This window comes from Pseudomonas boreofloridensis (assembly GCF_030580795.1).
Taxonomy (GTDB): domain Bacteria; phylum Pseudomonadota; class Gammaproteobacteria; order Pseudomonadales; family Pseudomonadaceae; genus Aquipseudomonas; species Aquipseudomonas boreofloridensis.
In genome coordinates, this window is record NZ_JAUQOQ010000006.1 from 204,859 (window position 1) to 230,946 (window position 26,088).

Here is a 26,088-nt window from a genome sequence, read left to right on the forward strand (position 1 = left end):
TTTCGTGTGTTTTAAGTACCTGTTCGGCTGTAAGACCTGCTGAGTGCCGCACTTTGTTTTGAAGGGGTGTTTAAAACTCAACAGTTCGGGTGTTTTTAACGAAGTGTCGAAAAAGCAACAGAAGATAAACACTTTGTAAGTTGCACAGCAGGGCGTTAATCGATTTGCTTCTATGCATAGAATCAGTCTGCAGGCCCTTTAGTAAAAGGGGCTTGGTGCGACCGACTTTTTAATCGCTTTGCCAATCGACGCGAACAAGCCTGGCGCCATTTGTGGTGCGGGCTAACAAGCGGGTGTGGGCAGTTGGCAATAATCTCCTTCTAACAAGTTGCCCGTGGCATGGCATGTTCCCTGCATAGCAAGTGAACTTATCGATGCTGGATGTCGATGAGCTTGTTTATTTAAGGAATGCACTTTGTCTGCTCTCTATAAACTGACCGCTGTGATGTCGTTATCGCTGGCCATCAGTGCGTGCTCGCCAGCAACACCCCCGGTATCGGGGGCTGTCCATGCGGATGGCACACTGACTAATGGTGTGGTCACTTACCCGGCATCGGACTTTCATGAGCAATCACCGGGGCGTAGCGGCGGCACCCTTCGTGTGTCAGCGGCGTCGGACGCGGGCAGTTTCGACATTCACGCGTTGTCCAACGGCAACATGCAGTGGATGGGGCGCATTCTGTTCGACTGCCTGGTGGCGCAGGACGAGCAGGGCAACATTTCACCCTGGCTGGCAAAGTCGTGGGACATTTCCGACGACGGCAAGACCTACACCTTTCACCTGCGCGACGACGTGACCTTCAGCGACGGCGAAAAATTCAACGCCGCCGCGTTGCAGGTCAATCTTGACCATATGCGCGATCCAGCCACCAAATCGCCGCTGGCAGCCGCCTATATCGCGCCGTACACCGGAGGTCGGATCATTGACGAGTACACCTTCGAAGCACATTTGCGTGAACCATACACGCCGTTTCTGGACGTGCTGGCACAGTCCTGGTTGGGCATGATTTCGCCGAAGCAGATTCGCGAGGCACCGAAAAGCATTGCCGAGCACCCTGTCGGCAGCGGCCCGTTCACACTCTTGAGCTACACCCGCGATCAGGGTGCGGTGTTCGTCAAGCGCAAGGGCTACCACTGGGCACCGCCGGTGACTCGTCATCAGGGCGAGGCCTATCTGGACCGGATCGAGTTGAGCTACGTGCCCGAGGCCATGATTCGCTTCACGTCGCTGGAGTCCGGTCAATCGGACTTCGCACTGGACGCACCGCCGCAGAACGCCGCCGCGATTCGGGCCAACCCGGATCTGGTGTTGCGCAGTCGTATCCGCAAGGGCAACCCCAGCCGCAGCATGACCTTCAACGTCGAGCAGCCGCCGTTTGACGATGTGCTGATTCGACGCGCAGTGGCCAAGGCCATTGACCGTGAAGGGCTGGCGTGGATTTCCGGCTTCGGCGAATTCATCGCCAAGGCGGATTTTCTGGCCGCCAACACCCGTTTTTATCAGCCCAACAACGATGCCCTGGCATACGACGTCAACGCGGCCAACGCCTTGCTCGATCAGGCAGGCTGGACCGGGCGCGATGCCCAGGGCTACCGGACCAAAAACGGCCAGCGCTTGAAAGCCACTTTGCTGACCTACGACAACCCGGCCTTCCCGGCCAGCGTGTCGGTGGCCATTCAAGCGGACCTGAAAAAGGTCGGCTTCGACATGCCCATCGAAATGCTGCCGCTGACCCGCGTCACCGAGCGGCGCTATGCAGGCAAGTTTCAGGCGCTGGCGGCGGGTTACTGGCACACCAATACGCCAGACGGGCTCTTCGTGCTTTACCACAGTCAGTCCATCAGCACGGCCAAACTGATCGGGCAGAACGCGGGCAAATTCCGCGATGCCGAGCTGGACCGCGTGCTCAGTGCCGCACGCCAGTCCCGAGATCCCGTTGAGCTGCAGCACCTGTACAGCATCGCCCAGCAACGCCTGACTGAGACCGTACCGGCGGTGCCGTCGGTGGAAAGCCAGGTACTCGCCGCTTACCGACGCGATGTCAAAGGCGTGATCTTCGACACCTCGCATAACGTGCCGTACTTCACCAGCGTCTGGCTAGACCGGGGACAACCATGAGCCTGTTCAAACAAATTGGCCAGCGCCTGCTGGCGGGGCTTGGAGTGTTGTGGGGCGCGGCCACGCTGACGTTCCTGGCAGTCAGCCTCAGTGGTGGCGACACCGCGCTGGCGATTCTCGGCGGCCCGGAAGCGCTGCCAACGCCGGAATTGCTGGCACGGGTGCGCGCTGAATACGGTCTGGATCAGCCGCTGATTGTCCAGTACGGGCATTACCTCGGCCGCTTGTTGCAAGGGGATCTGGGCGAGTCCTATCGTTTGCGAATCCCGGTGGCTCAGGCCATCGGCGAGCAGATTGGCGCCACCGTGCAGCTGTCGATCAGTGCCGCGATCGTGGCGATCGTTCTGGCGCTGACCTGCGCGATTCTCACCGCCAATCGTGCGTCGTGGGTCCGTTCACTGGCCTCAGGCAGCGAACTGGTGATCTCGTCGTCGCCTTCATTCGTGATCGGCATCGTGCTGTTGCTGGTGTTCTCCTTTCACTGGCACTGGCTGCCGCCTTCGGGTTCGGTGGGCTGGCGCTCGCTGATTCTGCCGACCGTCGCGTTGGCACTGCCCCTGGCAGCGGTCTTGACCCAACTGTTGCGCCAGTCGCTGGAAGACACCCTCGAACACTCCTTCATCGCCATGGCCCGTGCACGCGGGCTGTCCGAGACCGCCGTGCGTCTGCGCCATGCCTTGCGCCATGCGCTGGTGCCGCTGGTGACCCTGGCCGGGTTCATTTTCGCCAGTCTGCTGGGCGGCGCGGTGGTCATCGAGCTGCTGTTCGCCCGCCAGGGCCTGGGCCGCCTGATGCTCGACGCTACCAGCAACAAGGACGTGCCCATGGTGCTGGGGGTGACCCTGCTGGCCGCTGCGGTGTACGTGGTGGTGAACCTGGCCGTCGACCTGATCAACCGCTGGATCGACCCGCGAGGCGCTCACGAATGAGTCGCCGGGCGGGCGCAATGTCCCTGAACAAGGAAAAATCATGAGTGCTCCGACTGTCCCCGAAGTGACCTACGAAGACCTGCACCGGCGTTTCGCCGAGGTGTTCGCGCGAATCACCGACACCGCCGTGGCCCGCGAGCAAGAGCGCGAGCTGGCCTTTGAGGCCGTGCAATGGCTGCGCGATGCGGGGTTTGGCGCGTTGCGCGTCCCCCAGGCCCTTGGCGGGCTGGGCGCCAGCCTGCCGCAACTGTTCCGTCTGCTGATCGATCTGGGTGAAGCCGATTCCAATTTGCCGCAGATCGTGCGTGCGCATTTCGGTTTCGTGGAAGGGCGACTGTCCAGCCGCGATGAGGCGTCGCAGGACTACTGGCTGCCCAAGGTGGTGGCGGGCCAGTTGTGGGGAGCGGCCATGGCCGAGCGTACGGACACCACCCGTAACTCCGTGACCCTAGACCCGCTGGAACCGGGCAACGCCGATGCCGGCTGGACGCTCAATGGCGAAAAGTATTACTGCACCGGCACCCTGTACGCCGACTGGATCGCCGCCGTGGCACTGGACGGTGAGGATTTCGTCAGCCTGGCGGTGCCCACCGATGCCGACGGGGTGTCGGTGGAGGATGACTGGGACGGTTTCGGCCAGCGCCTGACCGGCAGCGGCACCACGCGTTTTTCAGCGGTGAAGGTGCCGCAGGAACACATCGTGCGGCGTTTCAAGAAGGACGAACTGCGCGCTGAATCCTACCTGAGTGCGTTCTACCAACTGTTCCATCTGGCGACTTTGGCGGGCATCGCCAACGCCGTGTTGCGCGATGCAACCACCTTCGTCAAAGCCCGCACGCGGGGGTTCGGCATTCCGGGGCAGTCCAGCCCTAAAGATGATCCGCTGGTGCAGCGCGTCATCGGGCGACTGTCGAGTCTGGCCTATGCCGCCCGCACGCAAGTGCTGGCGGTGGCGCAGGTGCTGCAGGAGGTCCATGAGGCGGAGCAGGGCGGGTATGCCCAGGAGTCGCATTACACCGAGGCGGAAATCCGCGCCTACCAGGCCCAGCAGATTGTGCTGGAACAGGTGCTGGAAGCCACCACGCTGTTGTTCGAAGTGGGCGGGGCATCCGCCACCAGCGTCACCCGGCGCTTCGACCGCCACTGGCGCAATGCCCGGACCCTGGCCTCGCACAACCCGGCGATCTACCGCGAGCGGGCGCTGGGTAACTACTACCTCAACGACATCACCCCCAACGCGGCGTGGCGCAGTCTGCAGGCAGCCGATGCCGAGAAGCAGGCCGCAGGCGCCCGTGACGAAGCGAGCGCAGCATGAGCACGAGCCAACACAGCAACCTGCGTGACGGGCAGATGAGCCTGGGCATGAACATCCTCGGTTTTGGCGCGCATTCCGGGGCCTGGCGGCAGGCTGAAGTCCACGTCAACGCCTATCTGGATGTGGACTATTACCGCAACATCGCGCGCATTTCCGAGCGGGGGTGTCTGGACGCGATTTTCCTCGCCGACGGCCCGGCGCTGGCAGGGGATGTATCGAAACACCCAGGTGGCCGGCTGGAACCCACCGTGCTGCTCACCGCTGTTGCGCTGGCGACGCAGCGCATCGGGGTGATTGCCACGGCATCCAGCACCTACAACGACCCCTTCAACATCGCCCGCCGGTTCGCCTCGTTGGATCACATCAGCGGTGGACGGGCTGCGTGGAACGTGGTGACCAACGCCGGTGACGCCGCCGCGCAGAACTTCGGTCTGGCCGGAGCACCGCTGCATGTTGACCGCTATGCCCGCGCCGACGAATTTCTCGACGTGGCCCTCAAGCTGTGGGACAGCTGGGAAGACGACGCCATCATCGGCGATGCCCGCAGTGGCCATTTCGCCGACCCGCGCAAGGTGCACAGCATCGATTTCGTCGGTCAGCACTTTTCGGTCAAGGGTCCGCTGAACGTGCCGCGCTCGCCCCAAGGGCGACCGGTGCTGGTTCAGGCGGGCTCTTCGGAAGGCGGCAAGGCACTGGGTTCACGCTACGCCGATGCGATCTTCACCACCCAGACCACGCTTGAGGACGGGCAGCAGTTCTATCGCGAAATGAAGGCGCGTGCAGCGGGATGGGGGCGCAACCCCGAGTACCTGAAGATCATGCCGGGGCTATCCACCGTGATCGGCAGCACCGAAGCCGAAGCCCATGCCCGCTTCGACGCGCTCAATGCCTGGCACGGTGAACATGGCCTGCTGGAACAAGTGGCAGGGCGCATTGGCATTCCAGCGAAAGAGCTAGACCCGGATGCGCCGCTGCCATGGGAACGCATCGGCGCTGTGGCGGAGTTTGAGCGCGGTTCGCAGGGTTTTCTCGAAGCCCAGCTGAACCTCGCTCGCCGGGAAAACCTGAGCATTCGTCAGTTGTCGCGGCGCATTCTGGTTGGCCACCGTCTGCTGGTCGGCACGCCCGAGCAAGTGGCCGACACCTTGAGCCACTGGTACCTGGCTCATGCCGCCGACGGCTTCAACATCATGCCGGACATGTTCCCGTCCGGCGTCGAGATCTTCGTTGACGAGGTGGTGCCGTTGCTGCAGCGGCGAGGCCTGTTCCGCCATGAGTACACCGGCAGCACGCTGCGCGAACACCTGGGGCTGCCATTCCCGACCAATCAATACGCGCTGCGGGCTTGAGCCACGGCGTTCATTTTTGCCACTGCAAGGAATCACCATGCGTTATCGCCAATTGGGCAACACCGACATCAAGGTCAGCGTGCTGGGTCTGGGCACCATGACCTGGGGCCACCAGAACAGCGAAAGCGATGCTCATCAGCAAATTGACCTGGCGCTGGCCGAAGGCGTCAACCTGATCGACACCGCCGAGATGTACCCCACACCCACCAAGGCCGAGACATGGCGCACCACTGAGCGCTACATCGGCACCTGGCTGGCCGCCAGCGGACGCCGCGCCGACGTGGTGCTGGCAAGCAAAGTCGTGGGGCCAGCGCGGGATGCCAACAGCCAGCGGCACATCCGCGACGGGTTGAGCCGCCACGACCGGCGCAACATCGTCGAAGCACTGGACGGCAGCCTCAAGCGCCTGCAAACGGATTATCTGGACCTTTACCAACTGCACTGGCCAGACCGCACCACCAATATTTTTGGCCAGCGCGAGTACCCGTATCAGGACGACACCGGCAGCGTAGCCATCGAGGAGACCCTGTCGGTGCTGGCCGATCAGGTCAAGGCAGGCAAGGTTCGCCACATTGGCGTGTCCAATGAAACGCCGTGGGGTGTCGCGGAATTTCTCAAGCAGAGCGAACGCCTGGGGTTGCCGCGCATTGTCAGCATTCAGAATCCGTACAGCCTGCTCAACCGGCTGTACGAGGGCGGGCTGTCGGAATTCAGCCACCGCGAAGGCGTGGGCCTGCTGGCCTATTCGCCACTGGCGTTCGGCGCGCTGACCGGCAAATACCTCAATGGCGCCCGCCCGGAAGGGTCGCGGCTGTCGGCGGTGTATCGCACCTTCAATCGCTACGACAGCCCCTCGGCTCAGGAGGCCATTGCCGGTTACGTCGAAATCGCACGCCAGCACGGTCTGACCCCGGCGCAGTTGGCGTTGGCGTACCTCATCGACAAACCCTTCGTCACCAGCGCTCTGACCGGGCAAACCACGCTGGCGCAACTGCGGGACAACCTCAGCGCGCTGAACGTCGAACTTAGCGAAGACATCAAGGCGCAGGTTCAGGCTGTTCATCAGCGCGTTCCCAACCCGGCGCCTTAGACACCCATCCGGTGGGCGCCATGGTTTCATGACCGACACACACCCTGTAGCAGCACGGCTTGCCGGCGGTGGCGGTTGTGAAATGGCTACCGTCGGCAAGCCGTGCTGCTACAGAGGTGTATGGAGAGGACGACACACATGTCTCAAACCGTTGAAACCGTGATCACCGGTCCGGCCATCGGCACCGGTGGCACCCGTCCGCTGAGGCTCGGCAATTGAGCGCACGTGCGACCCGGCTTGTGGCTCGCAGGGTTGTTCGTGCTGATGCTGCTGCTGGCTGCCGCCGTGCCGCATTGGCTGGCGCCATTCGACCCGCTGGACGCCACGGCGCGACAGGCGTTTCAACCGCCGAACACGCTGCATTGGCTGGGCACCGACGAGAACGGGCGGGACGTGCTGAGCCGCTTGATCTTCGGCGTGCGCTCTTCGTTGTTCATGGGCCTGGCCGCAACGGCGCTGGGCCTGGCCTGGGGCACGCTGGTGGGGCTGCTGTCCGGGCTAGGCCCGCGCTGGCTGGACGCCTCCCTGATGCGCGGAATCGATGTGCTGCTGGCGTTCCCGGACCTGTTGCTGGCGCTGGTGATCATCACCTTCTTCGGCCAGGGCACCGCCAACCTGATTCTCGCAGTGGGCATCGCTGGGGTTCCACGCTACGCCCGGCTGGTGCGTGCCCAGACCCTCAACGTGCGCCAGGCCGGTTACGTCGAAGCCGCCGTGACCCTCGGTCAGCCGCAATGGGTCGTGGTGCTGCGACACATCTTGCCCAATGCCATCAAACCGGTGCTGATCCTCGCCACCATCGGTATCGGCGGCACCATCACCGCAGGCGCCGCGTTGAGCTTTCTTGGCTTTGGCGCGCCACCACCGGCGCCAGAGTGGGGCGGGATGATGGCCATCGGTCGCAGCTTTCTGGCCAACGCGCCCTGGCTGGTGGCCTGGCCTGCGCTGATCATCACCCTGACTGTCGTTTCCATCAGTGCCATTGGCCGTGAATTGCTGCGTCGCAGCGAAGGAAAACCGCTATGAATACGAATGTTCATGCCCTTGGGCCTTTGGTCGATATCCGTGACTTGAGCGTACGCTTCGGCCATGCCCAACCGGTGCTGCATGGCGTGAGCCTGCGCATCGAACACGGCGAATGCCTGGCGATCGTCGGCGAGTCCGGTTCAGGCAAGAGCGTTACCGCACGCACCCTGGCCGGTCTGGCGGGCAAAGGTGCGCAGATCGACGCCGCGAAACTGGCGTTTCAGGGCATCGATCTGCGCTCATTGAACGAGCGCTCGTGGCAGCGTCTGCGCGGGGCCAGCATCGGTTTTGTCATGCAGGACGCCTTGGGCGCGTTGGACCCCTTGCGTCGGGTCGGCTCGGAAGTCGAAGAGCCGCTGCATCTGCATACTCGCCTCGGCGCAGAAGCCCGCCGCTTACGGGTGCTGGAGCTGCTGCGTGCAGTCGGCATTTCCGAGCCTGAACTGCGTGCCAGCCAGTATCCGTGGCAATTGTCCGGGGGGCTGCGTCAGCGGGCGCTGATTGCCTCGGCGATTGCTTGCAACCCGCAATTGATCATCGCGGACGAACCGACCACCGCCCTCGACGCCACCGTGCAGGCGCAAGTGATCGCGCTGCTGGAAAGCCTGCGCGGAGAAAACAATGCGCTGTTGATGGTCAGCCATGACCTGTCAGTGGTGTCGCGGCTCGCTGACCGGGTGGCGGTGATGCGTCACGGGGTGATCGTCGAGCAAGGCAGCACCGAGCAAGTCCTCCACGACCCGCGCCATGCCTATACCCAATCGCTGCTCCGGGCAGCCCGTGCCGTGCACTTTCAGCCGACGCACAGCCCATTGACGCTGGTCGAAACACCGACAGCCGTGCCGCCGGAGGGCGACGTGCTGCTGGAAGCCCGCGATCTGACTAAATCTTTCATCGGCCCGGACGGCCATCGTCGCACGGTGCTCAAACAGGCGTCACTGCACCTGCGCCGTGGCGAAACACTGGGCGTCGTGGGTGAATCAGGTTCAGGCAAGACCACCTTGACGCGTCTGATCCTGGGCCTGGAAACCGCCGACAGCGGCGAGGTGTGGATTGCCGGACAACAATGGTCCGCGCTGGACGCCGCACAGAAACGTCAGGCCCGGCGTGCCGTACAGGTGGTGTTTCAAGACCCGCAGAATTCCTTCGATCCGCGTTATACCGTGCAGCGGGTGCTGTTCGAAGCACTGTCCGTGGCAGGCTTGCCGCGTCAGGCCTGGCGAGACCGGGCGCTGCAACTGCTGGAGCTGGTCCGGCTGACGCCATCGGTGTTGTCCCGTCGGCCCATCGAGTTGTCGGGCGGTCAGCGCCAACGCATCGCCATCGCCCGGGCGCTGGCGTCCGAACCGCAGATCCTGATTTGCGACGAACCGGTCTCCGCACTGGACGTGTCCGTGCAGGCGCAGATTCTCGAACTGCTGGACGACCTCAAGCGGCGTCTGGGATTGGCCTGTCTGTTCATCTCCCACGACCTGGGTGTCATCAACCATGTCAGCGAGCGGGTGCTGGTGATGAAGGACGGCGAGGTGGTGGAGTCCGGCCCGGTGCGCGCGGTATTTGACCGACCGGTCCAGGCGTACACCCGGTCGTTGATTGCCGCGATCCCGACCCTCGACGCGGAATACCCGCCGAGCGAGTTCTACCTGCAGATCGCCATTTAAGGAGCGGCCATGAGCGAAAAAGCAGAGGCCGGAGTGCCCAAGCAACTGCACGTCAATCTGTTCGAGATGAACTGCGTCAGCCACATCGTGCATGGCCTGTGGGTGCACCCCGAAAATAACCGGCACCGCTTCAACGACCTGGATTACTGGACCGAGCTGGCGCAACTGCTGGAGTACGGCACGTTCGACGGCGTATTCCTCGCCGACGTCATCGGCACCTATGACGCCTTTCGCGGCAGTCCGGAAACCCCGCTGCGCGAAGGCATGCAGATCCCCAGCAACGACCCGCTTCTGGTGATTCCGGCGATGGCCGCAGTGACCAGGAACCTGGGCTTCGGCGCCACTTTTTCCACCACGTACGAGCCGCCGTTCGCCTTTGCCCGGCGCATGAGCACGCTGGATCACCTGACCAAGGGCCGAGTGGGCTGGAACATCGTCACCTCGTACCTGCCCAACGCGGCGCGCAACTTCGGCCATGACACGGAGGTGGTGCATGACCACCGCTACGAAATCGCCGACGAGTATCTGGACGTGCTGTACAAGCTGTGGGAAGGCTCGTGGGACGACGATGCGGTGATTCAGGACCGCGAAAAACGGGTGTACACCGACCCGGCAAAAGTGCGTTACATCGATCACATCGGCGAGCATTTCAAAGTGGCCGGTCCACACCTGTGCCAGCCTTCGCGGCAGCGCACGCCGGTGTTGTTCCAGGCCACCGGCTCACCGGCGGGTATCGAGTTCGCCGGGCGTCACGCTGAGGTGGTGTTTACGGGTGGCATCGATACCGCTGCGGTCAGGACCAATATTCAGGCGATGCGCAACAAGGCCATCGCCCATGAGCGCGATCCTGCGGGGCTTAAATTCATCGTCATGGCGGGGGTGATCGTCGGACGTACCGATGAGGAAGTCAGTCGCAAGCTGGACAGCTACCGCAAGCTGATGAGTGTCGAAGCCTCGCTGGCCCACGCTCAGGCGAAAATCGATCTCACCGCCTGGCCACGGGATACGTTGATCCGCGAGCTGGTCGAGCGTCGGGTCGCAGGATGGGAAAGCCTGTCACGCTACAAGCCTGAATGGACGGTGGGCACGGTGCTCGCGCAGCTGGAAGGCTTTAACCGTGAACGTTTTTTCGTGGCGGGCACGCCGACCGTGGTGGCCGACGAAATCGAGAAATGGCTGGATGTCGATGGCATTGATGGCATCAACCTGCGCCAATACCTGAGCTTCGAAACAGCCCGTGACTTCATCGAACTGGTGATTCCTGAGCTGCGCCGTCGCGGGCGTTTCCGGGAGGGGTATCGCGACGGCGAAACCCTGCGCGAGCGCCTGTTCGGCGCCGGTCAGGCGCGCTTGCCAAACGACCACTACGGTGCCCGTTACCGCGACCCGGCTGCGTTGCATCTACCGGCGAAGCCGTTGCGCTTTCCGTCCGTGTAAGGGACGGTGTTCAGCATGAAAGGAGGCTCATCGAACCGGTATGACGGATCAACGTTTATTTGACGCTGCGCGTATACGTCCGGCGACACCGGACGATGCGCCGGCCCTGGCACAGGTTAACCTTCATACCTGGCAGGCGACGTACCGCAACCTGCTGTCGGATGGCTATCTCGATGCGTTGACCGCGCAAGTGGCAGAGCGCGCCGAAGTACTGCGTGACGCCATCGCACGCCACGCGTATTCGGTGTGGGTGGTGGAGCAGGGCGGCCGAGTGGTGGCGTGGGCGTCTTTTGGTCTCAGTCGCGATAAAGGGACGGCAGCCGATAGCGGGGAATTGCGTGCGATCAACCTGTTGCCGGAGGTCTGGGCGCAAGGGCTGGGCCGTCGTCTGTGGGAAACCGTGCGCGATCAGTTGCAGGCCGCCGGGTTCAATACAGTCACCGTGTGGGTGATTCCCGGTAACGCCCGGGCGGTCGGTTTTTATGAGGCGGTCGGGTTTGTCGAAGAGCCTGACACGGCCACCACAGTGATTGACCGGGGAGAGCCTTTGCCGTTGGTTCGTTATCGGATCGCGTTGTAACCGCCGCCCGACGGTTTTCCGCTTTCTAATCTGAGCAGGACGCTGTGGGAGCGTGGCTTGTCCCGCGATCTGGCGCGCAGCGGCAGCGAAACCAGAACATGTGGTGTGTCAGGTCAGCACAGTCGTCAGGGTTTACTGCCTCTACGCGCCAGATCGCGGGACAAGCCACGCTCCTACGCCTTCGGCAGAAGCGAATTGCGCAGCAAAGCCAGTCGCCTCGGTGTTTCGTGTTGATCACGACACTGTTGGCCACCCAACAGCAGCCTCACAGTTTGTCGCTTGCGCGCCGCACTTATCCCCCTAAAACCCCGTATCTACGGGCTGAAAAAACCGGCATGGCCTGTGCAATGGTCCTTGTCCCAGGACGAGAGGCATCAGGACCCATGCGAGAACCCGCTCTGTTTTTACGACCCGTTGGCAGTAGCACGAGGTCGTTGTTCAAACCTTCATACCTGGCGAGCGTCGTTGCGGTGTGCAGCCTGTTGCTGGGCTGCGGACAAAACACCGCCTCGGTCACCCGCAGCGATCAACCGGTCAAAGGCGGCACCCTGGTATACGCCACTGACCGCGAACCGACTTGCCTTGATCCCCACGTAGCTGGGGACATGCCCCAAGTGTTCATCGGCCAGCAGTATCTGGACTCGCTGGTCTCGATGGATGCCGATGGACGCATTGGCCCATGGCTGGCAAAAAGCTGGGAGGTCTCGGCGGATGGTTTGTCCTACACCTTCCACTTGCGCAATGACGTCCACTTCACCGATGGCACGCCGTTCAACGCGGCGGCGGTCAAGGCCAACCTCGACCACATGGCCAACCCGAAAACCCAGTCCAGCACCGCCGGTGGTTACATTCGTCAGTACCGCAGCACCGAGGTGATCGACAACGACACCGCCGTGGTCCATCTGGCCACGCCTTACGCGGCGTTTCTCGAAGTGTTGGCCCAAGGGTTTTTGGGGATCGAATCGCCCACCGCGTTGCAGCGACCACGGGATGTCAACTGCGAAAGCCCGGTGGGCAGCGGCCCGTTCAAGGTGGTGCGCTGGGACCGGCAGAGCCAGGTCGAGCTGGTGCGCAATCCCGATTACAACTGGGCTCCACCGACCGCTAAACATCAGGGACCGGCCTGGCTGGACCGGGTGATCTGGAAATTCATTCAAGAGCCGTCGGTGCGTTTCGCGTCACTGCAAGCCGGTGAGGTGGACGTGATCGAAGCCTTGCCGCCCGAGTCCCACGAAGCGGCCCGGCGCAACCCTGACCTGCAATTGCTTATTGCGCAGCGCCCCGGCAACCCCACCAATGGCACGCTGAACATCACCCGTGCGCCATTCAACGATATCAAGGTCCGCGAAGCGTTCGTGCGCAGCGCCGATATCGAGGGCGCGCTGAAGAGTGTCTATTTCAACGAGTTCCCCCGTGCTGGCGGTCCGCTCAGCCCGGCGACGCGCTTTTACAGCCCGGACTTCCAGCATGCGCAAGATTACGACCCTGCCAAGGCTGCACAGCTGCTCGACGAAGCCGGCTGGACCCAGCGCGACAGCGAGGGCTATCGGACCAAGGATGGCAAACGCCTGCGTGTCTACGTGGTCATGGGCAACCGCACACCGCCTTCGGAATACACGCTGTGGGAGCAAGTGCAGGCCACCACGCGGCAGGCGGGGTTCGAGTTGATCATCGATCAGATGAGCGACGTGTTGGCCACCAAGCGTCAGGCGGACTGGGATTACGACATTCGCTTGGGTTACTGGAACACCAACACCGCCGACGTGCTGCGCATCATCTTCGGCGCCGACTTCATCCAGCCCGCAGGCGTCGGTGGCTATCACCAGAACACCGCAGGTTACACCGACCCGGTATTCGAGGCGGCCGTGCAGCAGGCGCTGGTCACTCAAGATCCCGAGCAGCGCAAGGCCTTGTACTACAAGGTGCAGCAGATCGCCTCGAGCCAGTACCTGCAGTTGACGACGTACCCGCAAAGCACTCGATTGGGCATCTACAAGACCACTCAGGGGGTGCGCCTTGAACCGTCGCTGGCGGTGACTTACCTCTATGACGCATGGGTGAACAAATGAGCAGTGCTGCGTTGATCGATACGGCGGCCAATCCGCGCCGCGAGCGTTTACAGCAATTGGGACGCCGCGCCCTGTGGCGCCTGGGGGGCGGCATCCTGGTGCTGTGGGCAGTGGCAACACTGACCTTCTTTGCCTTGCGCCTGATGCCGGGCGATCCGGTGCAGGCCATTCTCGGCGGCCCCAGCGGGAACCCGACGCCAGAAACCATCGCCGAGGCAACCCGTGAATACGGCCTGGACAAACCGCTGGCGGTGCAATACGCGCTGTATCTGGGGCGCTTGTTGCAGGGAGATTTGGGGGTGTCCTATTCCCAACACCTGCCGGTCACCCGCGTGCTGGCCGAGCAGTCATGGCCGACGCTGGAATTGACGTTCTCGGCGCTGGCGCTGTCGTGGCTGTTGGTGCTGGCGTTGACCGTGCTCACGGCTGGCCGTCGTCGGCGCTTGAGCAGCCTGGCGTCGCTGGCCGAGACGGTGTCCGCTGCGTTGCCGCATTTCTGGCTGGGCATTCTGCTTCTGGCGGTGTTTGCGTTTGGCCTGCGCTGGTTCCCGCCCGCGGGCAGCGATGGCTGGCGCACGCTGGTGCTGCCATCGTTTGCCTTGGCGATCCCGCTGGCGGGATTCATCGCGCAGGTCACCCGTGAATCGCTGGACCTCACCCTGGAGCAACCGTTTGTGCTGACCGCGCGGACACGGGGACTGTCTGACGTCGCCGTGCGTTTCAAGCACGCGTTGCGCCACGCCGTGCTCCCCGGCATTTCGTTGTCGGGCTGGGCCATTGGCGCGCTGATCAGCGGCGCGGTGGTCATCGAAGTGATCTTTTCCCGCAAAGGGTTGGGCCGTCAGTTGTTCCAGGCCGTGCAGGCTCAGGATCTGCCACTGACCATCGGCATCAGTCTGGTGGTCGCCGCCGGGTATGTGCTGGCCAACATCGTCGTCGACCTGCTGTACCACTGGGTCGACCCTCGCCAACAGGGGAATGCGGCATGAGTGATTTGACCTTGAACACCCCGTTGCCCGCGCTGCGCGTGCAACGGACATCGCGTCGCCTGCGTGTGGGGCCGTTGCTGGCGGTGATCTTCTTGTTGCTGGTGATCGTGGCCGCCATTGCGCCGCAGTGGTTCGCCCACAGCGACCCGCTGGCGATCGTCCCCCGCGATGCCTTCCACCCGCCGGGTTGGGCGCATTGGTTCGGCACCGACCAGTCGGGGCGTGACATCTTTTCGAGGGTGATTTACGGCACGCGACAGTCGCTGTTCATCGGTCTGGCGGCCACGGCCATCGCGATGAGCATCGCCATCGTGCTCGGCCTGCTCAGTGGCCTGGGCGGAGCCCGGATTGACCGCGCCGTGGGCTGGCTGCTGGAAGTGCTGTTCGCCTTTCCCAGCCTGATTCTGGCGCTGCTGTTCGTGGCGGTGTTCGGCAGCGGCATCGGCCCGTTGATCGTTGCGACCGGGCTGGGTGGCGCCCCCGGTTATGCACGCATGGTGCGTGGCCAGGTGCTGGCCGTGCGCAACGCCGGTTACATCGAGTCGGCGCGGGCGCTGGGCCATCCGCCGCTGCGCATCATTGCCCGGCAACTGCTGCCCAACGCCATGCGTCCGCTGATCGTGACCCTGACCATGGGCGTCGGCCAGGCGATCGTCTGGGCTTCGGCGTTGAGCTTTCTGGGGTTGGGTGCGCGGCCACCGGCGCCGGAGTGGGGAACCATGTTGTCCATGGGGCGTGACTTCATCGCCAACGCCTGGTGGCTGACGTTCTTCCCCGGCCTGTTCATCGTGCTGACCACGCTGTCGACCACCGTCGTCGGCCGTTACCTGCAACAACGCCTGGAGGGTCGCCTGTCATGAGTGCGGCGAAGCAATTGATCGTTGAAGGCTTGTCCATCGAATTCGCCGGGCAGTCAGTGGTGCGCAACCTGTCGTTCACCCTGGAACCGGGCAAGACGCTGGCGTTGGTCGGCGAGTCCGGTTCGGGCAAAAGTGTGACCGCCCGCAGTCTGATCGGGCTGGCTGGGGAGGGCGCCCGCGTCACGGCGCGCCGCTTGAGTTACGCGGGGCAGGACTTGCTGAGTTTGTCCGAACGTGGCTGGCGCGACCTGCGCGGCAAGGACATCGGTTTTGTGTTGCAGGATGCGCTGGTGTCGCTGGATCCGTTGCGTCCGGTGGGCAAAGAAATTCTGGAGGTGCTGGAAACCCACCGCTGGGGGGATCGCGTCAGCTGCGCCGAACGCGTGATCGAGCTGCTGGAAACCGTGGGCGTTCCCGAACCACAACTGCGTGCCCGGCAACGCCCGGACCAGTTGTCGGGTGGTTTACGTCAGCGTGCCCTGATCGCCAGCGCGCTGGCGCTGAACCCGGGGCTGGTGATCGCCGACGAGCCCACCACTGCGCTGGATGCCACTGTGCAGGCACAGATTCTGGAGGTGCTGCAACAGATCAAGGCGCGTGGCGATTCGCTGCTGATCATCAGCCATGACCTGGCAGTGGTCGCGCAACTGGCCGATGAAGTGCTGGTGCTGCGCCACGGCGATGTGGTCGAACAAGGGCCGACAGATCAGGTCCTGCGCCATCCTCGTCATGCCTACACCCGGTCCCTGCTGGACGCCGTGCCCGCCGAACACGCGAGGGGCACGCGGCTTTCGCCGGACAGCGGGAGTGAGCCACTGACGCGGCTGTCACGTCCCGATGCGCCCGTACTGCTGAAGGCGTCCGGGCTGGGCAAACGTTATATCGGTCCGGATCAGCAGGTTCGCCAAGTGGTCAATGGCGTCAGCTTCGAACTGCGCGCCGGACGCACGCTGGGCATTGTCGGCGAGTCTGGCTCCGGGAAAACCACTGTGGCACGCATTGCCTTGGGCCTGTTGGAGCCGGATGCCGGTGGCGTGCAGTTTCTCGACATCCCGTGGTCAGTGGCGGGCAAAGGGCGCATCGAAGAGCGAACCCGCCGTCTGCATCGTCGGGACATCAGCGTGATTTATCAGGACCCGCTCAGTTCATTCGATCCGCGCTGGAGCGTGGGACAGATTCTGGCGGATGCACTGGATGTCGCGGGCGTGCCGTTCGATCAGCAGCGGCCCCGTATCGCGCAACTGCTGCACCAGGTGCGCTTGCCGGTAGAGGTGTCGACACGTCGCCCGTTGCAATTGTCCGGCGGTCAGCGGCAGCGCGTGGCCATTGCCCGCGCCATCGCCAGTAACCCGAAAGTGATCATCTGCGACGAGCCGGTGTCGGCTTTGGACGTGTCGGTTCAGGCGCAAGTGCTGGACCTGCTGGCAGACCTGCAAGCCTCACTGGGCCTGGCCTATCTGTTCATCTCCCACGATCTGGGGGTGATTCGTCACGTCAGCGATGACGTGCTGGTGATGCGCCACGGTCAGGTGGTGGAGAGCGCTCCGGTCGACACGCTGTTCGATCACCCACAACACGAATACACCCGTCGCCTGCTCGGTGCGGTGCCACGGCTGCCGGGCGCGGGCAACGCACTGGTGGTGCCGCCGCTGGAACCGGAAAACCCGGCCTGGCTGTTCGACGAATCCCGTCTCTGGAAAATCGCTATCTAGCGCTGAATGCTGATGAAGGACTTCTCATGACTACGCTGTCTGCTGTCGCCAAACCCGCCGTGATCTCGGTGGAAGAACTCAACGCACGGCTCGATCGCCTGTTGCCGCAGATCGCGGCAGGCGCTGCGCAACGTGAGCGCGAGCGCCAATTGCCCTACGAAGCCGTGGCGCAACTGGCCAAGGCCGGGATATTCACCACGCGCATACCCACCCGTTACGGCGGAGCGGGTGGTGCGGTCAAGGACGTGATCGGGCTGCTGATTCGCATCGCCTCAGCGGACTCCAACGTCGCGCAGGCGCTGCGTCCCGGGTTTGGTTTTGTCGAAGGACTGCTGGCCTCTCGTGCCGAAGGCGCCGAGGCCGAGCGCGAGCGCTGGTTTGCCCGTTATCTGCAAGGTGCGGTGGTGGGCAATGCCGGTTGGGAGATTGGGGGTGCCAACGGTTCGGTCAGTGCGCGCATCGTACGCGACGGCGAAAACTATCGGGCCACAGGCAGCAAGTATTACAGCACCGGCTCGCTGTACGCCGACTGGGTCAGCGCGGTGGCGCTGGACGAAAATGAGCAACCGGTATCGTTCATTCTGCCCCGCGACCGTCAAGGGCTGGAGTTGCTGGACGATTTCGATGCCATGGGACAGCGCTTGACCGCCAGTGGCACCACGCACCTGCGCGATGTGCTGGTCAAACCCGAGGAAATCCGCACCCGCACCGTGGAGGAAGGCAAGCGCACCATCGTTACGCCGTTTCTGCAGGTGTTCCTGGCGGCCGTCGAGGCTGGGATTGCCCGCAATGCGTTGAACGACGCCGTGGACTTTGCCAACCACCATGCGCGACCGATCAAACACAGCACGGCCAGCCGTTCGGTGGATGATCCCTATGTGGAGCTGAGCGTGGGCGATGTCTCGGCCCGTGCATTCACCGCCGAAGCCGTGGTGCTGCAGGCTGCGGAATCCATTGACCGCGCCTGGGCGGCGGATCTGGATGCACAGGCGGTGGATCAAGCCGCCGTTGATGTGGCGCAAGCCCAGTACATCGCGGCCGAGTCGGCGTTGAAAGCGGCCGAGCTGGTGTTTGACGTGGGCGGTGCATCCACGACCGGTCGCAGCCATAACCTGGATCGCCACTGGCGCAATGCCCGCACCGTGGCCAACCACAACCCGCGTCAATGGAAGGCCGCTGCGGTAGGCGCCTGGCAGTTGAAAGGCACGCCACCGCCGACCTCCGGATTGTTCTGACGAGCGAGGCGGCATGGGCATCAATCAAAGGCTCGACACACGGGCCGACAATAACAGTGCCAACAGTGCCGAAGCGCTGCACGATCGGACTCAGAACGGCGCCCACCTGCGGCGGATTCCGATGATCATCGGGTGTGCGCTGTTCATGGAGCTGATCGACGCGACAGCGGTGCTCACAGCACTGCCACAGATGGCCCATGAGTTTGGCGAACCTAGCGTGCGCATGAACCTGGTGGTGTCGCTGTACCTGCTGGCGGCAGCGTTGTTCGTGCCGGTCAGCGGTTGGGCGGCAGACCGCTTCGGCCCGCGCCGGGTCTTCGTCAGCGCGATTGTGTTGTTCACCGCGGCGTCGGTGGCCTGTGCGTGTGCCGGGTCGCTGTTGCAGTTGTCACTGGCACGGCTGGTTCAAGGCGCGGCGGGCGCGATGATGGTGCCGGTGGGGCAGGTGATTTTGTTGCGCTGGTCATCGCGGGACAACCTGTTGCGGGCGATGTCTTACCTGACGATTCCGGCCCTGATCGGCCCGGTGCTCGGCCCGCCGCTGGGCGGGTTACTGGTGACGCTGCTGTCATGGCAATGGATCTTCCTGATCAATGTGCCGATTGGCGTGCTGGGTGTCTGGCTGGTGCGGCGTCACATCCCGGATTACCCCGGGGTGCGTGGTCAGCCGCTGGACGCTCCGGGCCTGTTGCTCAGCGGTCTGGGACTGGCAGGACTGGTATTCGGCTGTGAAGCCTTTGGCCACGGCCTGATGCCGCGTCCTTGGGCACTGTGCTTGGTTGCACTGGGCGGTATAAGTGCGGTCGGCTATGTTCTGCATGCCCGGCGCAGCGCGCACCCGTTGATCGATCTTTCACTGCTACGCATTCCCACATTCGGCATCACCTTCTGGGGCGGCAATCTGATGCGCATCGGCAGTGCGGCGCAACCCTTCTTGCTGGTGCTGCTGTTTCAACTGTGTTTCGGGCTCAACCCGCTGCAAGCGGGGCTGTTGAGCTTCGTCGGCGGCGCCGGGGCGTTCGTGATGAAACTGCTGGCGGTGCGCATCGTCAGCCGGTTCGGCTTCAAGCGCACCTTGATCGGCAATGCCTTGCTGACGGGGCTGACCCTCGCCGCCACGGGCCAGTTCGACGTCTCGACGCCGTATTGGGTCATCGTACTGGTGCTGTTCGTCAGCGGGGTCATTCGCTCGTTGCAGTTCAGCACCCTCGGCGCGCTGACCTACGCTGACGTTCCACCCGAACAGTCCAGCGGCGCCAGCAGCCTGTCGGCCATGAGCATTCAGCTGACCATGAGCGTTTCAGTGGGGCTGGCAGCCGCCTTGCTCAGCCTGATCATGGCGCTGCGTGGACATGCCACTGTCGTGCAAAGCGATGTGGCCTGGGTCATGGCGCTGGCAGGCGCGTTGTGCGTCGCGTCAGCCTTGATCTATCAGCGCTTGTCGACCAGTGCGGGCAGTGCTGTGGTCGCCCGACGCCCGCGCTGAACTGTCGGCGTGACGACAGTGGTTGCACAGCCACTGTCCAGATTCCAGCTTTTCCGCGCCGTATTGGTGGGAAAACCCCGGAATACGGCCTTCTCGGGCTGGCACGATTCCTGATAACTGACAGTCTCTATCCCGTTCAGGAGCTTGTCCGATGATCCGTCCCGCCGTTCCGGAGGACGCTGCGGCGATTGCCCGTGTGCACATCCGCAGCTGGCAGCAGGCTTACCACGCCCTCATGCCCGAGGATTACCTGCGATCGCTGGACGACACGCTGGTACGGCGTACCGGCTACTGGCGCAGCACCCTCGACGAGGGCCGCGAGCAAGTGCTGGTCGCCATCGTCGAGGGACAAGTGGTGGGCTGGATCGCTTACGGCGCGAGTCGAGATGAGGATGCGATACCAGGCCACACCGGCGAAATCACCGCCGTGTACCTGCTGGCCGAACATTGGGGCACGGGAGTGGGTCGCGCGCTATGGATCGACGCTCGGGCCGCATTGATTGCCCGGGAATTTTCCACGCTGACCCTCTGGGTGCTCGCAGCCAACACGTGCGCCATCACGTTCTATCGCAAGGTCGGCCTGACTGCGGAGCCTGAATCGGCACGCAAGCTGAGCCGAGGCGGCCGCACACTGGAGGAAGTGCGCTACCACACGCCGCTCTGAGACCGCTTTACCACCGGGCAAGCCTGTCCATTCCTGCCTGAAAGCTGCGCGGCCACAGGCGTCATTCAGGAACGTTTACCGTCATGAGTTCGTCCTTTTCTTCCTTCGCGCCTCGAGACGTTCGGCTGCGCAACTGGAACGTCCGACAGTTGCCGGCAACCCCCGGCGCGTTCGTGCGCTTTTTTATCAACAACTTCAAAGCCTGGTATTTGGCGATTCTGGTGTTCCAGACCGCGGCGGTGGTCTGCGCGATTCTCATCCCCTACGGCTTGGGACAAATCACTCGCACCGTCAGCAACGGCCTGGATGCCGAGCAGGCATTCGCGGTCCTGCAATGGCCCCTGACCCTGTTCGGCGCCTTGCTGGTGTGCGAAGTGCTGTTCACCCGGGCGGCGGCAGGCTGTCATATTCACGTGCTGCCGTTGCAGCGGCGCACCGTGACCCATGTGGTGTACGCCTACCTGCAGCAACATTCCCACCGCTTCATCAGCAACGAATTCGCCGGTGCGTTGGCCCATCGGGTCTCCGAAGTCGCGCTAGGGGTGAACCAGACCCTGAGCATCTTGCTGTTCGACCTGATTCCGTTGTTGGTGACGTTGAGCCTGGCCACCGTGTTGCTGTGGACCGCGTCGCCTTTGATGGCGGCGTTCATGGGGGGCTGGTCAGCGCTGTTCATCATCGTGTGCTACCTGCTGGCCCGACGCAGCCATCCGTTGGCGCAGCAGTATTCGGCGGCGCGCAGCACCAGCTCGGGCAAGGTGGTGGACGCGGTATCGAACCTGGCCAACATCCGTCTCTTCGCCCGTCATGCGTTCGAACACAGTTATCTGGGCAGCTTTCTCGACAAGGAGGTCGCTGCGGCCTATCGATCGCTGGGCTACATGGAAAAGATCCGCTGGTTCCAGACCGGCTGCGGCGTACTGCTCAAGTTGGGCCTGCTGTTGCTGGCCCTGTACCTGTGGCGCACCCAGCGCATCGATATCGCCGCGTTTGTGATGTCCACCACCCTGTCGCTGCTGATCATCAGCGACGTCGGCAACCTGTCGCGGCGTTTTCTGGAGTTTTTCGAGGCCACCGGCAACATCTCCAACGGGGTGCGTACGCTGATCCGGCCTCATGAAGTGATCGACCGCCCCGGTGCCAAGGTGCTGCAGGTCAAGCACGGCGCCATTGAGTTTCGTGATGTGGGCTTCAGCTACGGCGGGGACCAGGCAATTTTCGAGCACTTGAACATCGTCATCCCGGTGGGGCAAAAAGTCGGTCTGGTCGGCTCATCCGGCTCAGGCAAATCGACGCTGCTCAGCCTGTTACTGCGGTTGTACGACGTGCAGAAAGGTGAAGTGCTGATCGACGGCGTGGACGTGCGCAGCGTCACTCAGCATTCGCTGCATCAACAGATTGGCCTCATTCCACAAGAACCGGGGCTGTTTCACCGCAGCATCCGCGAGAACATTCATTACGGCCGTCTGGACGCGAGCATGGATGAAGTCGCCGAAGCGATCCACCGCGCCGGTGCCAGCGAGTTCATCGAGGGCATGGAACAGGGCTATGAGTCGCTGGTGGGCGAGCGAGGCGTCAAGCTCTCGGGCGGCCAGCGGCAGCGGATCGCCATTGCTCGCGTGCTGCTGAAGAACGCGCCAATTCTGGTGATGGACGAGGCCACTTCGAGCCTCGACTCGATCACTGAGCGCTTCATTCAAGACAAGCTGGACGAAATCATGGAGGACAAAACCGTGCTGGTGGTGGCCCATCGGCTGTCGACGGTCGCGCACCTGGATCGGATTCTGGTCTTCGACAAGGGGCGTGTGGTGGAGGACGGCAGCCACGCGCAGCTGTTACGACAGGGCGGGCACTACGCACGGTTGTGGAATCAGCAGTTCAGTGACGAGTTGGGCGAAGCGGTGTGAAGAAAGCGTGGCCTTGAGTCGATGTCGAGACTCAAGGCCACGCGATGAGGCGTTCAGATCGACAGGTGCAAAGGGCGCTCGTCGAGCAGGGCCTTGGACGGACGGCGTTTGTTGACCTTCAGCTCGCCCAGGTTGATCAGCAAAGTGCGGGTCACATTGCGGCTCAGGCCCAGCAGTTCGGCGGTGTGCACCTGATTGTGGTGGCATAAACGGTAGGCCGCGCCGAGTAGAGTGCGTTCGACCTGCTCATGCAAATTGTCCACTTGCTCTTCGAACAGCCGTTGCATGGCCTGCTCCAGCAGATCCAGTGCCGACAGGTCCTGACTGGTCGGATCGTCTTGCCGTTCGATGCGCAGGTTGGACATGCGTAGATCGTCGCTGCGAATCACTCCATCCTTGCAGATCAGCAGGGTGTGATGGATCACGTTTTCCAGCTCGCGAATGTTGCCGGGCCAGCTGTAGCCGACCAGTTTGCGCTCGGCATCGGGGCTCAGCACGATTTCGCCGTAGTTCAGGCGCCGGCTGTAGCTATCGATGAAGTGACGCACCAGCGGGATGATGTCGCCGGGCCGTTCCCGCAGTGGGCTGAGGTCGAGATTGACCACGTTCAAGCGATAGAACAGGTCTTCACGAAAATGCCCGGCATTGATGGCCTTTTCCAGCTGCACGTTGGTGGCCGCCAGCACCCTGACGTTGATCGGGATGCTCTTGCGCGAGCCGAGCCTGACCACCTCTCGCTCCTGCAGCACGCGCAGCAGCTTGACCTGGATTTGCATCGGGAGGTCACCGATTTCATCGAGAAACAGGGTGCCGCCGTTCGCCTCTTCGAACCAGCCGGCCTTGGCACTCAGTGCGCCGGTAAAGGCGCCTTTTTCATGGCCAAACAGTTCGGCCTCGACCAGCGATTCGGAAAAGGCGCCGCAGTTCACCGCCACGAACGGCTGGCTTTTGCGGGCGCTGAGGTTATGGATATGGCGGGCGACCAATTCCTTGCCGGTACCGGTTTCGCCAATGATCAACACGCTGGCTTCGCTGGGCGCAACCTGCTGCAGGTGCTTGAGCAGCGCTTTGGACTTGGGGTCTTCAAAGACTTGCGCGGTGGCGCGGATCGACGTCGCCAGCGCGGGGGAGGGGGGGAGTGTCAGAAGATGCATGATGATCCCTATGAATAAAAGGTCGGGATGGGTGGGGTGCCATTCAGTGCCCAGTCACCCAGCTCATGGAGTTTGTAATCCAGCGGGTCGTGCAGGCTCTGGGTGCGCAGGTTGCGCCAGTGCCTGTCCAGCGCCACTGAGGCGTGGGTGGCCCGGGCGCCGGTAACCTCGAAAACCTTGCTACAGAGTTCCAGGCCATTGCGGCTGGCGGCGACCTTGGCCGTGGCAATGGCGATGGCCACGGCGCCACGTTCTTCGCTGGTCAGCGCCGGACCTTTGGCCCAGGCATCGTCCAGCACCTGACCGGCACGTTCGACGAGCATGCGAGTGCTTTCCAGCCCGACCCAGAAGTCACCGTAATGGCTGAGCACGTAAGGGTCCTGCGTGTTGTTCTCCACGCCAGAGCGAAACCAGGGCCGGGTTTCCTTGAGCGTGTACTGGCGAGCTTCTTCAAAAGCGCCTTCGGCGATGCCGAGGAAAATGTTGGCGAAGTGCAGTTGAGCGATCAATGGACGCAAACAGGCGAAGGGCGTGCTCAGCGGGCCGGGATCGAGCAACAGATCGGAATCTTCAACGCGCACTCGCTTGAAGGTCACGCTGCCGCTGTCGGTCTGGCGCTGGCCCATGTTATGCCAGTCGTTGTGCAGGGTGATGCCCGTGCGACCGCTGGGAATGGCCGCGATCAGCAGCTTGCCATCTGCCGCTTCATCGACTGCCGAAGCGATCAGCATTTCAGAATCATTGGCACCGGAGCAGAAGCTTTTCTGCCCGGAAAACTCGCGCCAGCCGTTGCGTCCTTTTGAGACGGTCCGGGTGTCCAGCGGGTTCAGGGTGTTGCCCCAGAACCAGTTGTGACTGGCGGTGAGCTTGAACCACGTCTGCCATTGTTCTGGCCGCGCGAACAGACGCACCGTGGCCAGCATCAAGTGATGGAAACCGAACACGTGACCGATGGAGCTGTCGACCCTGGCAAATTCCCGCACAACTTCGAACGTCTCCGACCATGACGCGCCCAGCCCACCCAGCGCAGCGGGAATGCTCAAGGCCAGCAGGCCACTCTGGCGCAGCCGGTCGCGTTCGGCCTTGGGCGTCCCCCCTTGGGCATCGCGGTCGACCGCGGTGCGGGCAAATTCACTCGCCAGTTCCCGAGCAATGTCCAATGGCGCTTTGCGAGCGTTTAAATAAGTGACAGTCACAGGGGATACCTCTTCCTTGGGGGCTAATGCAGATGCTTGATCAAGCGCATCCCTGTAGAAGCGCGCTTGCCGGTGTCAGGCGCCGCAGCAGCGTCTGATTGAACGCAATCGCGGGCAAGCGCGCTCCTACAATGGGAATACCCAGTGGCGCGCTACTTCGCCGTAATCACCGACAGCTTGGTAATCCCGGCCTTTTCAATCGAAGCCATGGCCCGCGCCACCTCGCCGTAATTCACGCCGTTGTCCGCCTGCAACTGCACGCGCACGTCAGCGTTTTTGTCCTTAGCGGCCTTGAGGTTGGTTTCCAGCAGGTCCGGCTGGACCTCGTCCTTGTTGATGAACAGCTTGCCCTTGTCGTCGATGCTCACCACCAGCGGGTCTTTCTGCTCGACCGGGGCGACGGCTTCTGTCTTGGGCAGGTTGATCGGGATCGAGTTGGTCAGCAGCGGCGCGGTGACGATGAACACCACCAGCAGCACGAGCATCACGTCCACCAGCGGCGTGACGTTGATTTCGCTGAGCACCTCATCGCTGTCTTGGGTCGAGAAGGCCATATCAGGACGCCTCCTTCACTTTCTGACCGGCTACGGTGGCGCCGGATTTGAGCACCGGATGCAGCAGCACGCGGAAGGCGTTTTTCTGCGCCAGGCTGTAGAAGTCATGGGCGAAGTCGTCGAGGTCGGCAGCGGTCAGTTTCAGGCGACGCAGAAAGTAGTTGTAAACCAGCACCGCAGGCACCGCGACGGCGATCCCGACGCCCGTTGCCACTAGCGCTGCACCAATGGGACCGGCCACGGTTTCCAGGCTCGCCGAGCCCGCCGCGCTGATGCCCTTGAGCGCCGACATGATGCCCCAGACCGTACCGAACAGGCCGATGAAAGGGGAAGTGCTGCCGATACTGGCGAGGATCGCGAGACCGGTTTCTAGAGATCGACGTTCGCGCACGATCTGCTGGCGCAGCGCGCGCTCCAGACGGTCCTGATGGTTGATCGAATGCGCCAGGTCGGTGGCTTGAGCACCTTCCGGCACCTGAATGGCGGCATAGCCTGCCAGCGCTACCCGCGCTGCGGCGCCGGGCCGGGTCTGTGCCAGTTCAGCGGCGGAATCAAGGCTTGAAGCCGCCCAGAATTGCTTGTGAAACTTTTTATCCTGCCCTTTGAGGCGGGCGAACTGTACGCCTTTGAGCAGGGCCAGGCCCCAGGTGGCGACGGAAAATACGATCAGCAACCAAATGACCGCGTGTTCAATGGATTCGAAAGGCGAAGCGATAAGGTTCATGTGAGGCACTCCAACAAGGCATGAAAATCGGT

21 protein-coding genes are annotated in these 26,088 nt (G+C 62.9%); 17 read left to right on the forward strand and 4 right to left on the reverse strand.

The genetic code is table 11. The features are described 5' to 3' along the window. Window positions 1-415: 415 nt before the first annotated feature. From Q6A47_RS09835 to Q6A47_RS09915, 17 genes are all read left to right on the forward strand, one after another. On the forward strand, window positions 416-2,119 hold the full coding sequence (locus tag Q6A47_RS09835) for an ABC transporter substrate-binding protein (RefSeq protein WP_304484190.1): 1,704 nt from the start codon (window positions 416-418) through the stop codon (window positions 2,117-2,119). Further along, entirely contained in the window at window positions 2,116-3,048 is a 933-nt protein-coding gene (locus Q6A47_RS09840) for an ABC transporter permease (RefSeq protein ID WP_116888338.1), read from the forward strand. Before Q6A47_RS09835 ends, Q6A47_RS09840 begins: the two co-directional genes overlap by 4 nt. Before the next feature lie 40 nt (window positions 3,049-3,088). Continuing rightward, window positions 3,089-4,363: an acyl-CoA dehydrogenase family protein gene (locus Q6A47_RS09845; protein ID WP_116888337.1), complete on the forward strand. Its 1,275-nt coding sequence runs from the start codon at window positions 3,089-3,091 to the stop codon at window positions 4,361-4,363. Continuing rightward, on the forward strand, window positions 4,360-5,712 hold the full coding sequence (locus Q6A47_RS09850; RefSeq protein WP_304484191.1) for an LLM class flavin-dependent oxidoreductase: 1,353 nt from the start codon (window positions 4,360-4,362) through the stop codon (window positions 5,710-5,712). Before Q6A47_RS09845 ends, Q6A47_RS09850 begins: the two co-directional genes overlap by 4 nt. Window positions 5,713-5,749: 37 nt before the next feature. Next, complete coding sequence (locus tag Q6A47_RS09855) at window positions 5,750-6,802, forward strand: NADP(H)-dependent aldo-keto reductase (protein ID WP_116888335.1); 1,053 nt, start codon at window positions 5,750-5,752, stop codon at window positions 6,800-6,802. A 225-nt stretch (window positions 6,803-7,027) separates the two neighbouring features. Then, window positions 7,028-7,828, forward strand: a complete 801-nt coding sequence (locus Q6A47_RS09860; RefSeq protein WP_304484192.1) for an ABC transporter permease — start codon at window positions 7,028-7,030, stop codon at window positions 7,826-7,828. Next, window positions 7,825-9,489 (forward strand): dipeptide ABC transporter ATP-binding protein, encoded by a 1,665-nt coding sequence (locus Q6A47_RS09865; protein WP_304484193.1) that lies wholly within the window; start codon window positions 7,825-7,827, stop codon window positions 9,487-9,489. Before Q6A47_RS09860 ends, Q6A47_RS09865 begins: the two co-directional genes overlap by 4 nt. A gap of 33 nt (window positions 9,490-9,522) precedes the next feature. Beyond that, a complete protein-coding gene (locus Q6A47_RS09870) occupies window positions 9,523-10,926 on the forward strand; it encodes an LLM class flavin-dependent oxidoreductase (RefSeq protein WP_304484248.1) in 1,404 nt (467 codons plus the stop codon). Between the two features lie 40 nt (window positions 10,927-10,966). Then, a complete protein-coding gene (locus Q6A47_RS09875; RefSeq protein ID WP_037027336.1) occupies window positions 10,967-11,506 on the forward strand; it encodes a GNAT family N-acetyltransferase in 540 nt (179 codons plus the stop codon). Window positions 11,507-11,889: 383 nt separating this feature from the next. Continuing rightward, window positions 11,890-13,575 carry an ABC transporter substrate-binding protein gene (locus tag Q6A47_RS09880; protein WP_304484194.1) on the forward strand — a complete coding sequence of 562 codons (1,686 nt, stop codon included), beginning with the start codon at window positions 11,890-11,892 and terminating at the stop codon, window positions 13,573-13,575. After that, entirely contained in the window at window positions 13,572-14,564 is a 993-nt protein-coding gene (locus Q6A47_RS09885; protein WP_116888329.1) for an ABC transporter permease, read from the forward strand. Before Q6A47_RS09880 ends, Q6A47_RS09885 begins: the two co-directional genes overlap by 4 nt. Further along, a complete protein-coding gene (locus Q6A47_RS09890; RefSeq protein ID WP_116888328.1) occupies window positions 14,561-15,424 on the forward strand; it encodes an ABC transporter permease in 864 nt (287 codons plus the stop codon). Before Q6A47_RS09885 ends, Q6A47_RS09890 begins: the two co-directional genes overlap by 4 nt. Further along, the gene (locus Q6A47_RS09895) at window positions 15,421-17,136 is read left to right on the forward strand and encodes a dipeptide ABC transporter ATP-binding protein (RefSeq protein ID WP_304484195.1); all 1,716 of its coding nucleotides are present in this window, start codon (window positions 15,421-15,423) and stop codon (window positions 17,134-17,136) included. The genes Q6A47_RS09890 and Q6A47_RS09895 overlap by 4 nt, the downstream gene beginning before the upstream one ends. 26 nt (window positions 17,137-17,162) lie before the next feature. Beyond that, on the forward strand, window positions 17,163-18,371 hold the full coding sequence (locus tag Q6A47_RS09900) for an acyl-CoA dehydrogenase family protein (protein ID WP_304484196.1): 1,209 nt from the start codon (window positions 17,163-17,165) through the stop codon (window positions 18,369-18,371). A 121-nt stretch (window positions 18,372-18,492) separates the two neighbouring features. Beyond that, window positions 18,493-19,857: an MFS transporter gene (locus tag Q6A47_RS09905; RefSeq protein ID WP_304484249.1), complete on the forward strand. Its 1,365-nt coding sequence runs from the start codon at window positions 18,493-18,495 to the stop codon at window positions 19,855-19,857. Between the two features lie 151 nt (window positions 19,858-20,008). Continuing rightward, window positions 20,009-20,521 carry a GNAT family N-acetyltransferase gene (locus tag Q6A47_RS09910; RefSeq protein WP_304484197.1) on the forward strand — a complete coding sequence of 171 codons (513 nt, stop codon included), beginning with the start codon at window positions 20,009-20,011 and terminating at the stop codon, window positions 20,519-20,521. Window positions 20,522-20,604: 83 nt separating this feature from the next. Further along, window positions 20,605-22,428: an ABC transporter ATP-binding protein gene (locus Q6A47_RS09915; RefSeq protein ID WP_304484198.1), complete on the forward strand. Its 1,824-nt coding sequence runs from the start codon at window positions 20,605-20,607 to the stop codon at window positions 22,426-22,428. Between the two features lie 53 nt (window positions 22,429-22,481). Here Q6A47_RS09915 and Q6A47_RS09920 read toward each other — a convergent pair whose 3' ends face one another. From Q6A47_RS09920 to Q6A47_RS09935, 4 genes are all read right to left on the reverse strand, one after another. Further along, complete coding sequence (locus tag Q6A47_RS09920) at window positions 22,482-23,582, reverse strand: sigma-54 interaction domain-containing protein (protein ID WP_162889532.1); 1,101 nt, start codon at window positions 23,580-23,582, stop codon at window positions 22,482-22,484. 8 nt (window positions 23,583-23,590) lie between these two features. Further along, window positions 23,591-24,778 (reverse strand): acyl-CoA dehydrogenase family protein, encoded by a 1,188-nt coding sequence (locus tag Q6A47_RS09925; protein WP_304484199.1) that lies wholly within the window; start codon window positions 24,776-24,778, stop codon window positions 23,591-23,593. Between the two features lie 152 nt (window positions 24,779-24,930). Continuing rightward, window positions 24,931-25,332, reverse strand: a complete 402-nt coding sequence (locus Q6A47_RS09930; RefSeq protein WP_029612011.1) for an ExbD/TolR family protein — start codon at window positions 25,330-25,332, stop codon at window positions 24,931-24,933. A gap of 1 nt (window position 25,333) precedes the next feature. Further along, window positions 25,334-26,056, reverse strand: a complete 723-nt coding sequence (locus tag Q6A47_RS09935) for a MotA/TolQ/ExbB proton channel family protein (RefSeq protein ID WP_304484200.1) — start codon at window positions 26,054-26,056, stop codon at window positions 25,334-25,336. Between the last annotated feature and the right edge of the window lie 32 nt (window positions 26,057-26,088).

Excerpts from the sequence above, each read along its gene's own strand:
- Q6A47_RS09840 (WP_116888338.1), top strand. The coding sequence starts at position 2,116 with ATGAGCCTGTTCAAACAAATTGGCCAGCGCCTGCTGGCGGGGCTTGGA.
- Q6A47_RS09845 (WP_116888337.1), top strand. The coding sequence starts at position 3,089 with ATGAGTGCTCCGACTGTCCCCGAAGTGACCTACGAAGACCTGCACCGG.
- Q6A47_RS09850 (WP_304484191.1), top strand. The coding sequence starts at position 4,360 with ATGAGCACGAGCCAACACAGCAACCTGCGTGACGGGCAGATGAGCCTG.
- Q6A47_RS09855 (WP_116888335.1), top strand. The coding sequence starts at position 5,750 with ATGCGTTATCGCCAATTGGGCAACACCGACATCAAGGTCAGCGTGCTG.
- Q6A47_RS09865 (WP_304484193.1), top strand. The coding sequence starts at position 7,825 with ATGAATACGAATGTTCATGCCCTTGGGCCTTTGGTCGATATCCGTGAC.
- Q6A47_RS09875 (WP_037027336.1), top strand. The coding sequence starts at position 10,967 with ATGACGGATCAACGTTTATTTGACGCTGCGCGTATACGTCCGGCGACA.
- Q6A47_RS09880 (WP_304484194.1), top strand. The coding sequence starts at position 11,890 with ATGCGAGAACCCGCTCTGTTTTTACGACCCGTTGGCAGTAGCACGAGG.
- Q6A47_RS09885 (WP_116888329.1), top strand. The coding sequence starts at position 13,572 with ATGAGCAGTGCTGCGTTGATCGATACGGCGGCCAATCCGCGCCGCGAG.
- Q6A47_RS09890 (WP_116888328.1), top strand. The coding sequence starts at position 14,561 with ATGAGTGATTTGACCTTGAACACCCCGTTGCCCGCGCTGCGCGTGCAA.
- Q6A47_RS09895 (WP_304484195.1), top strand. The coding sequence starts at position 15,421 with ATGAGTGCGGCGAAGCAATTGATCGTTGAAGGCTTGTCCATCGAATTC.
- Q6A47_RS09900 (WP_304484196.1), top strand. The coding sequence starts at position 17,163 with ATGACTACGCTGTCTGCTGTCGCCAAACCCGCCGTGATCTCGGTGGAA.
- Q6A47_RS09905 (WP_304484249.1), top strand. The coding sequence starts at position 18,493 with ATGATCATCGGGTGTGCGCTGTTCATGGAGCTGATCGACGCGACAGCG.
- Q6A47_RS09910 (WP_304484197.1), top strand. The coding sequence starts at position 20,009 with ATGATCCGTCCCGCCGTTCCGGAGGACGCTGCGGCGATTGCCCGTGTG.
- Q6A47_RS09915 (WP_304484198.1), top strand. The coding sequence starts at position 20,605 with ATGAGTTCGTCCTTTTCTTCCTTCGCGCCTCGAGACGTTCGGCTGCGC.
- Q6A47_RS09920 (WP_162889532.1), bottom strand. The coding sequence starts at position 23,582 with ATGCATCTTCTGACACTCCCCCCCTCCCCCGCGCTGGCGACGTCGATC.
- Q6A47_RS09930 (WP_029612011.1), bottom strand. The coding sequence starts at position 25,332 with ATGGCCTTCTCGACCCAAGACAGCGATGAGGTGCTCAGCGAAATCAAC.
- Q6A47_RS09935 (WP_304484200.1), bottom strand. The coding sequence starts at position 26,056 with ATGAACCTTATCGCTTCGCCTTTCGAATCCATTGAACACGCGGTCATT.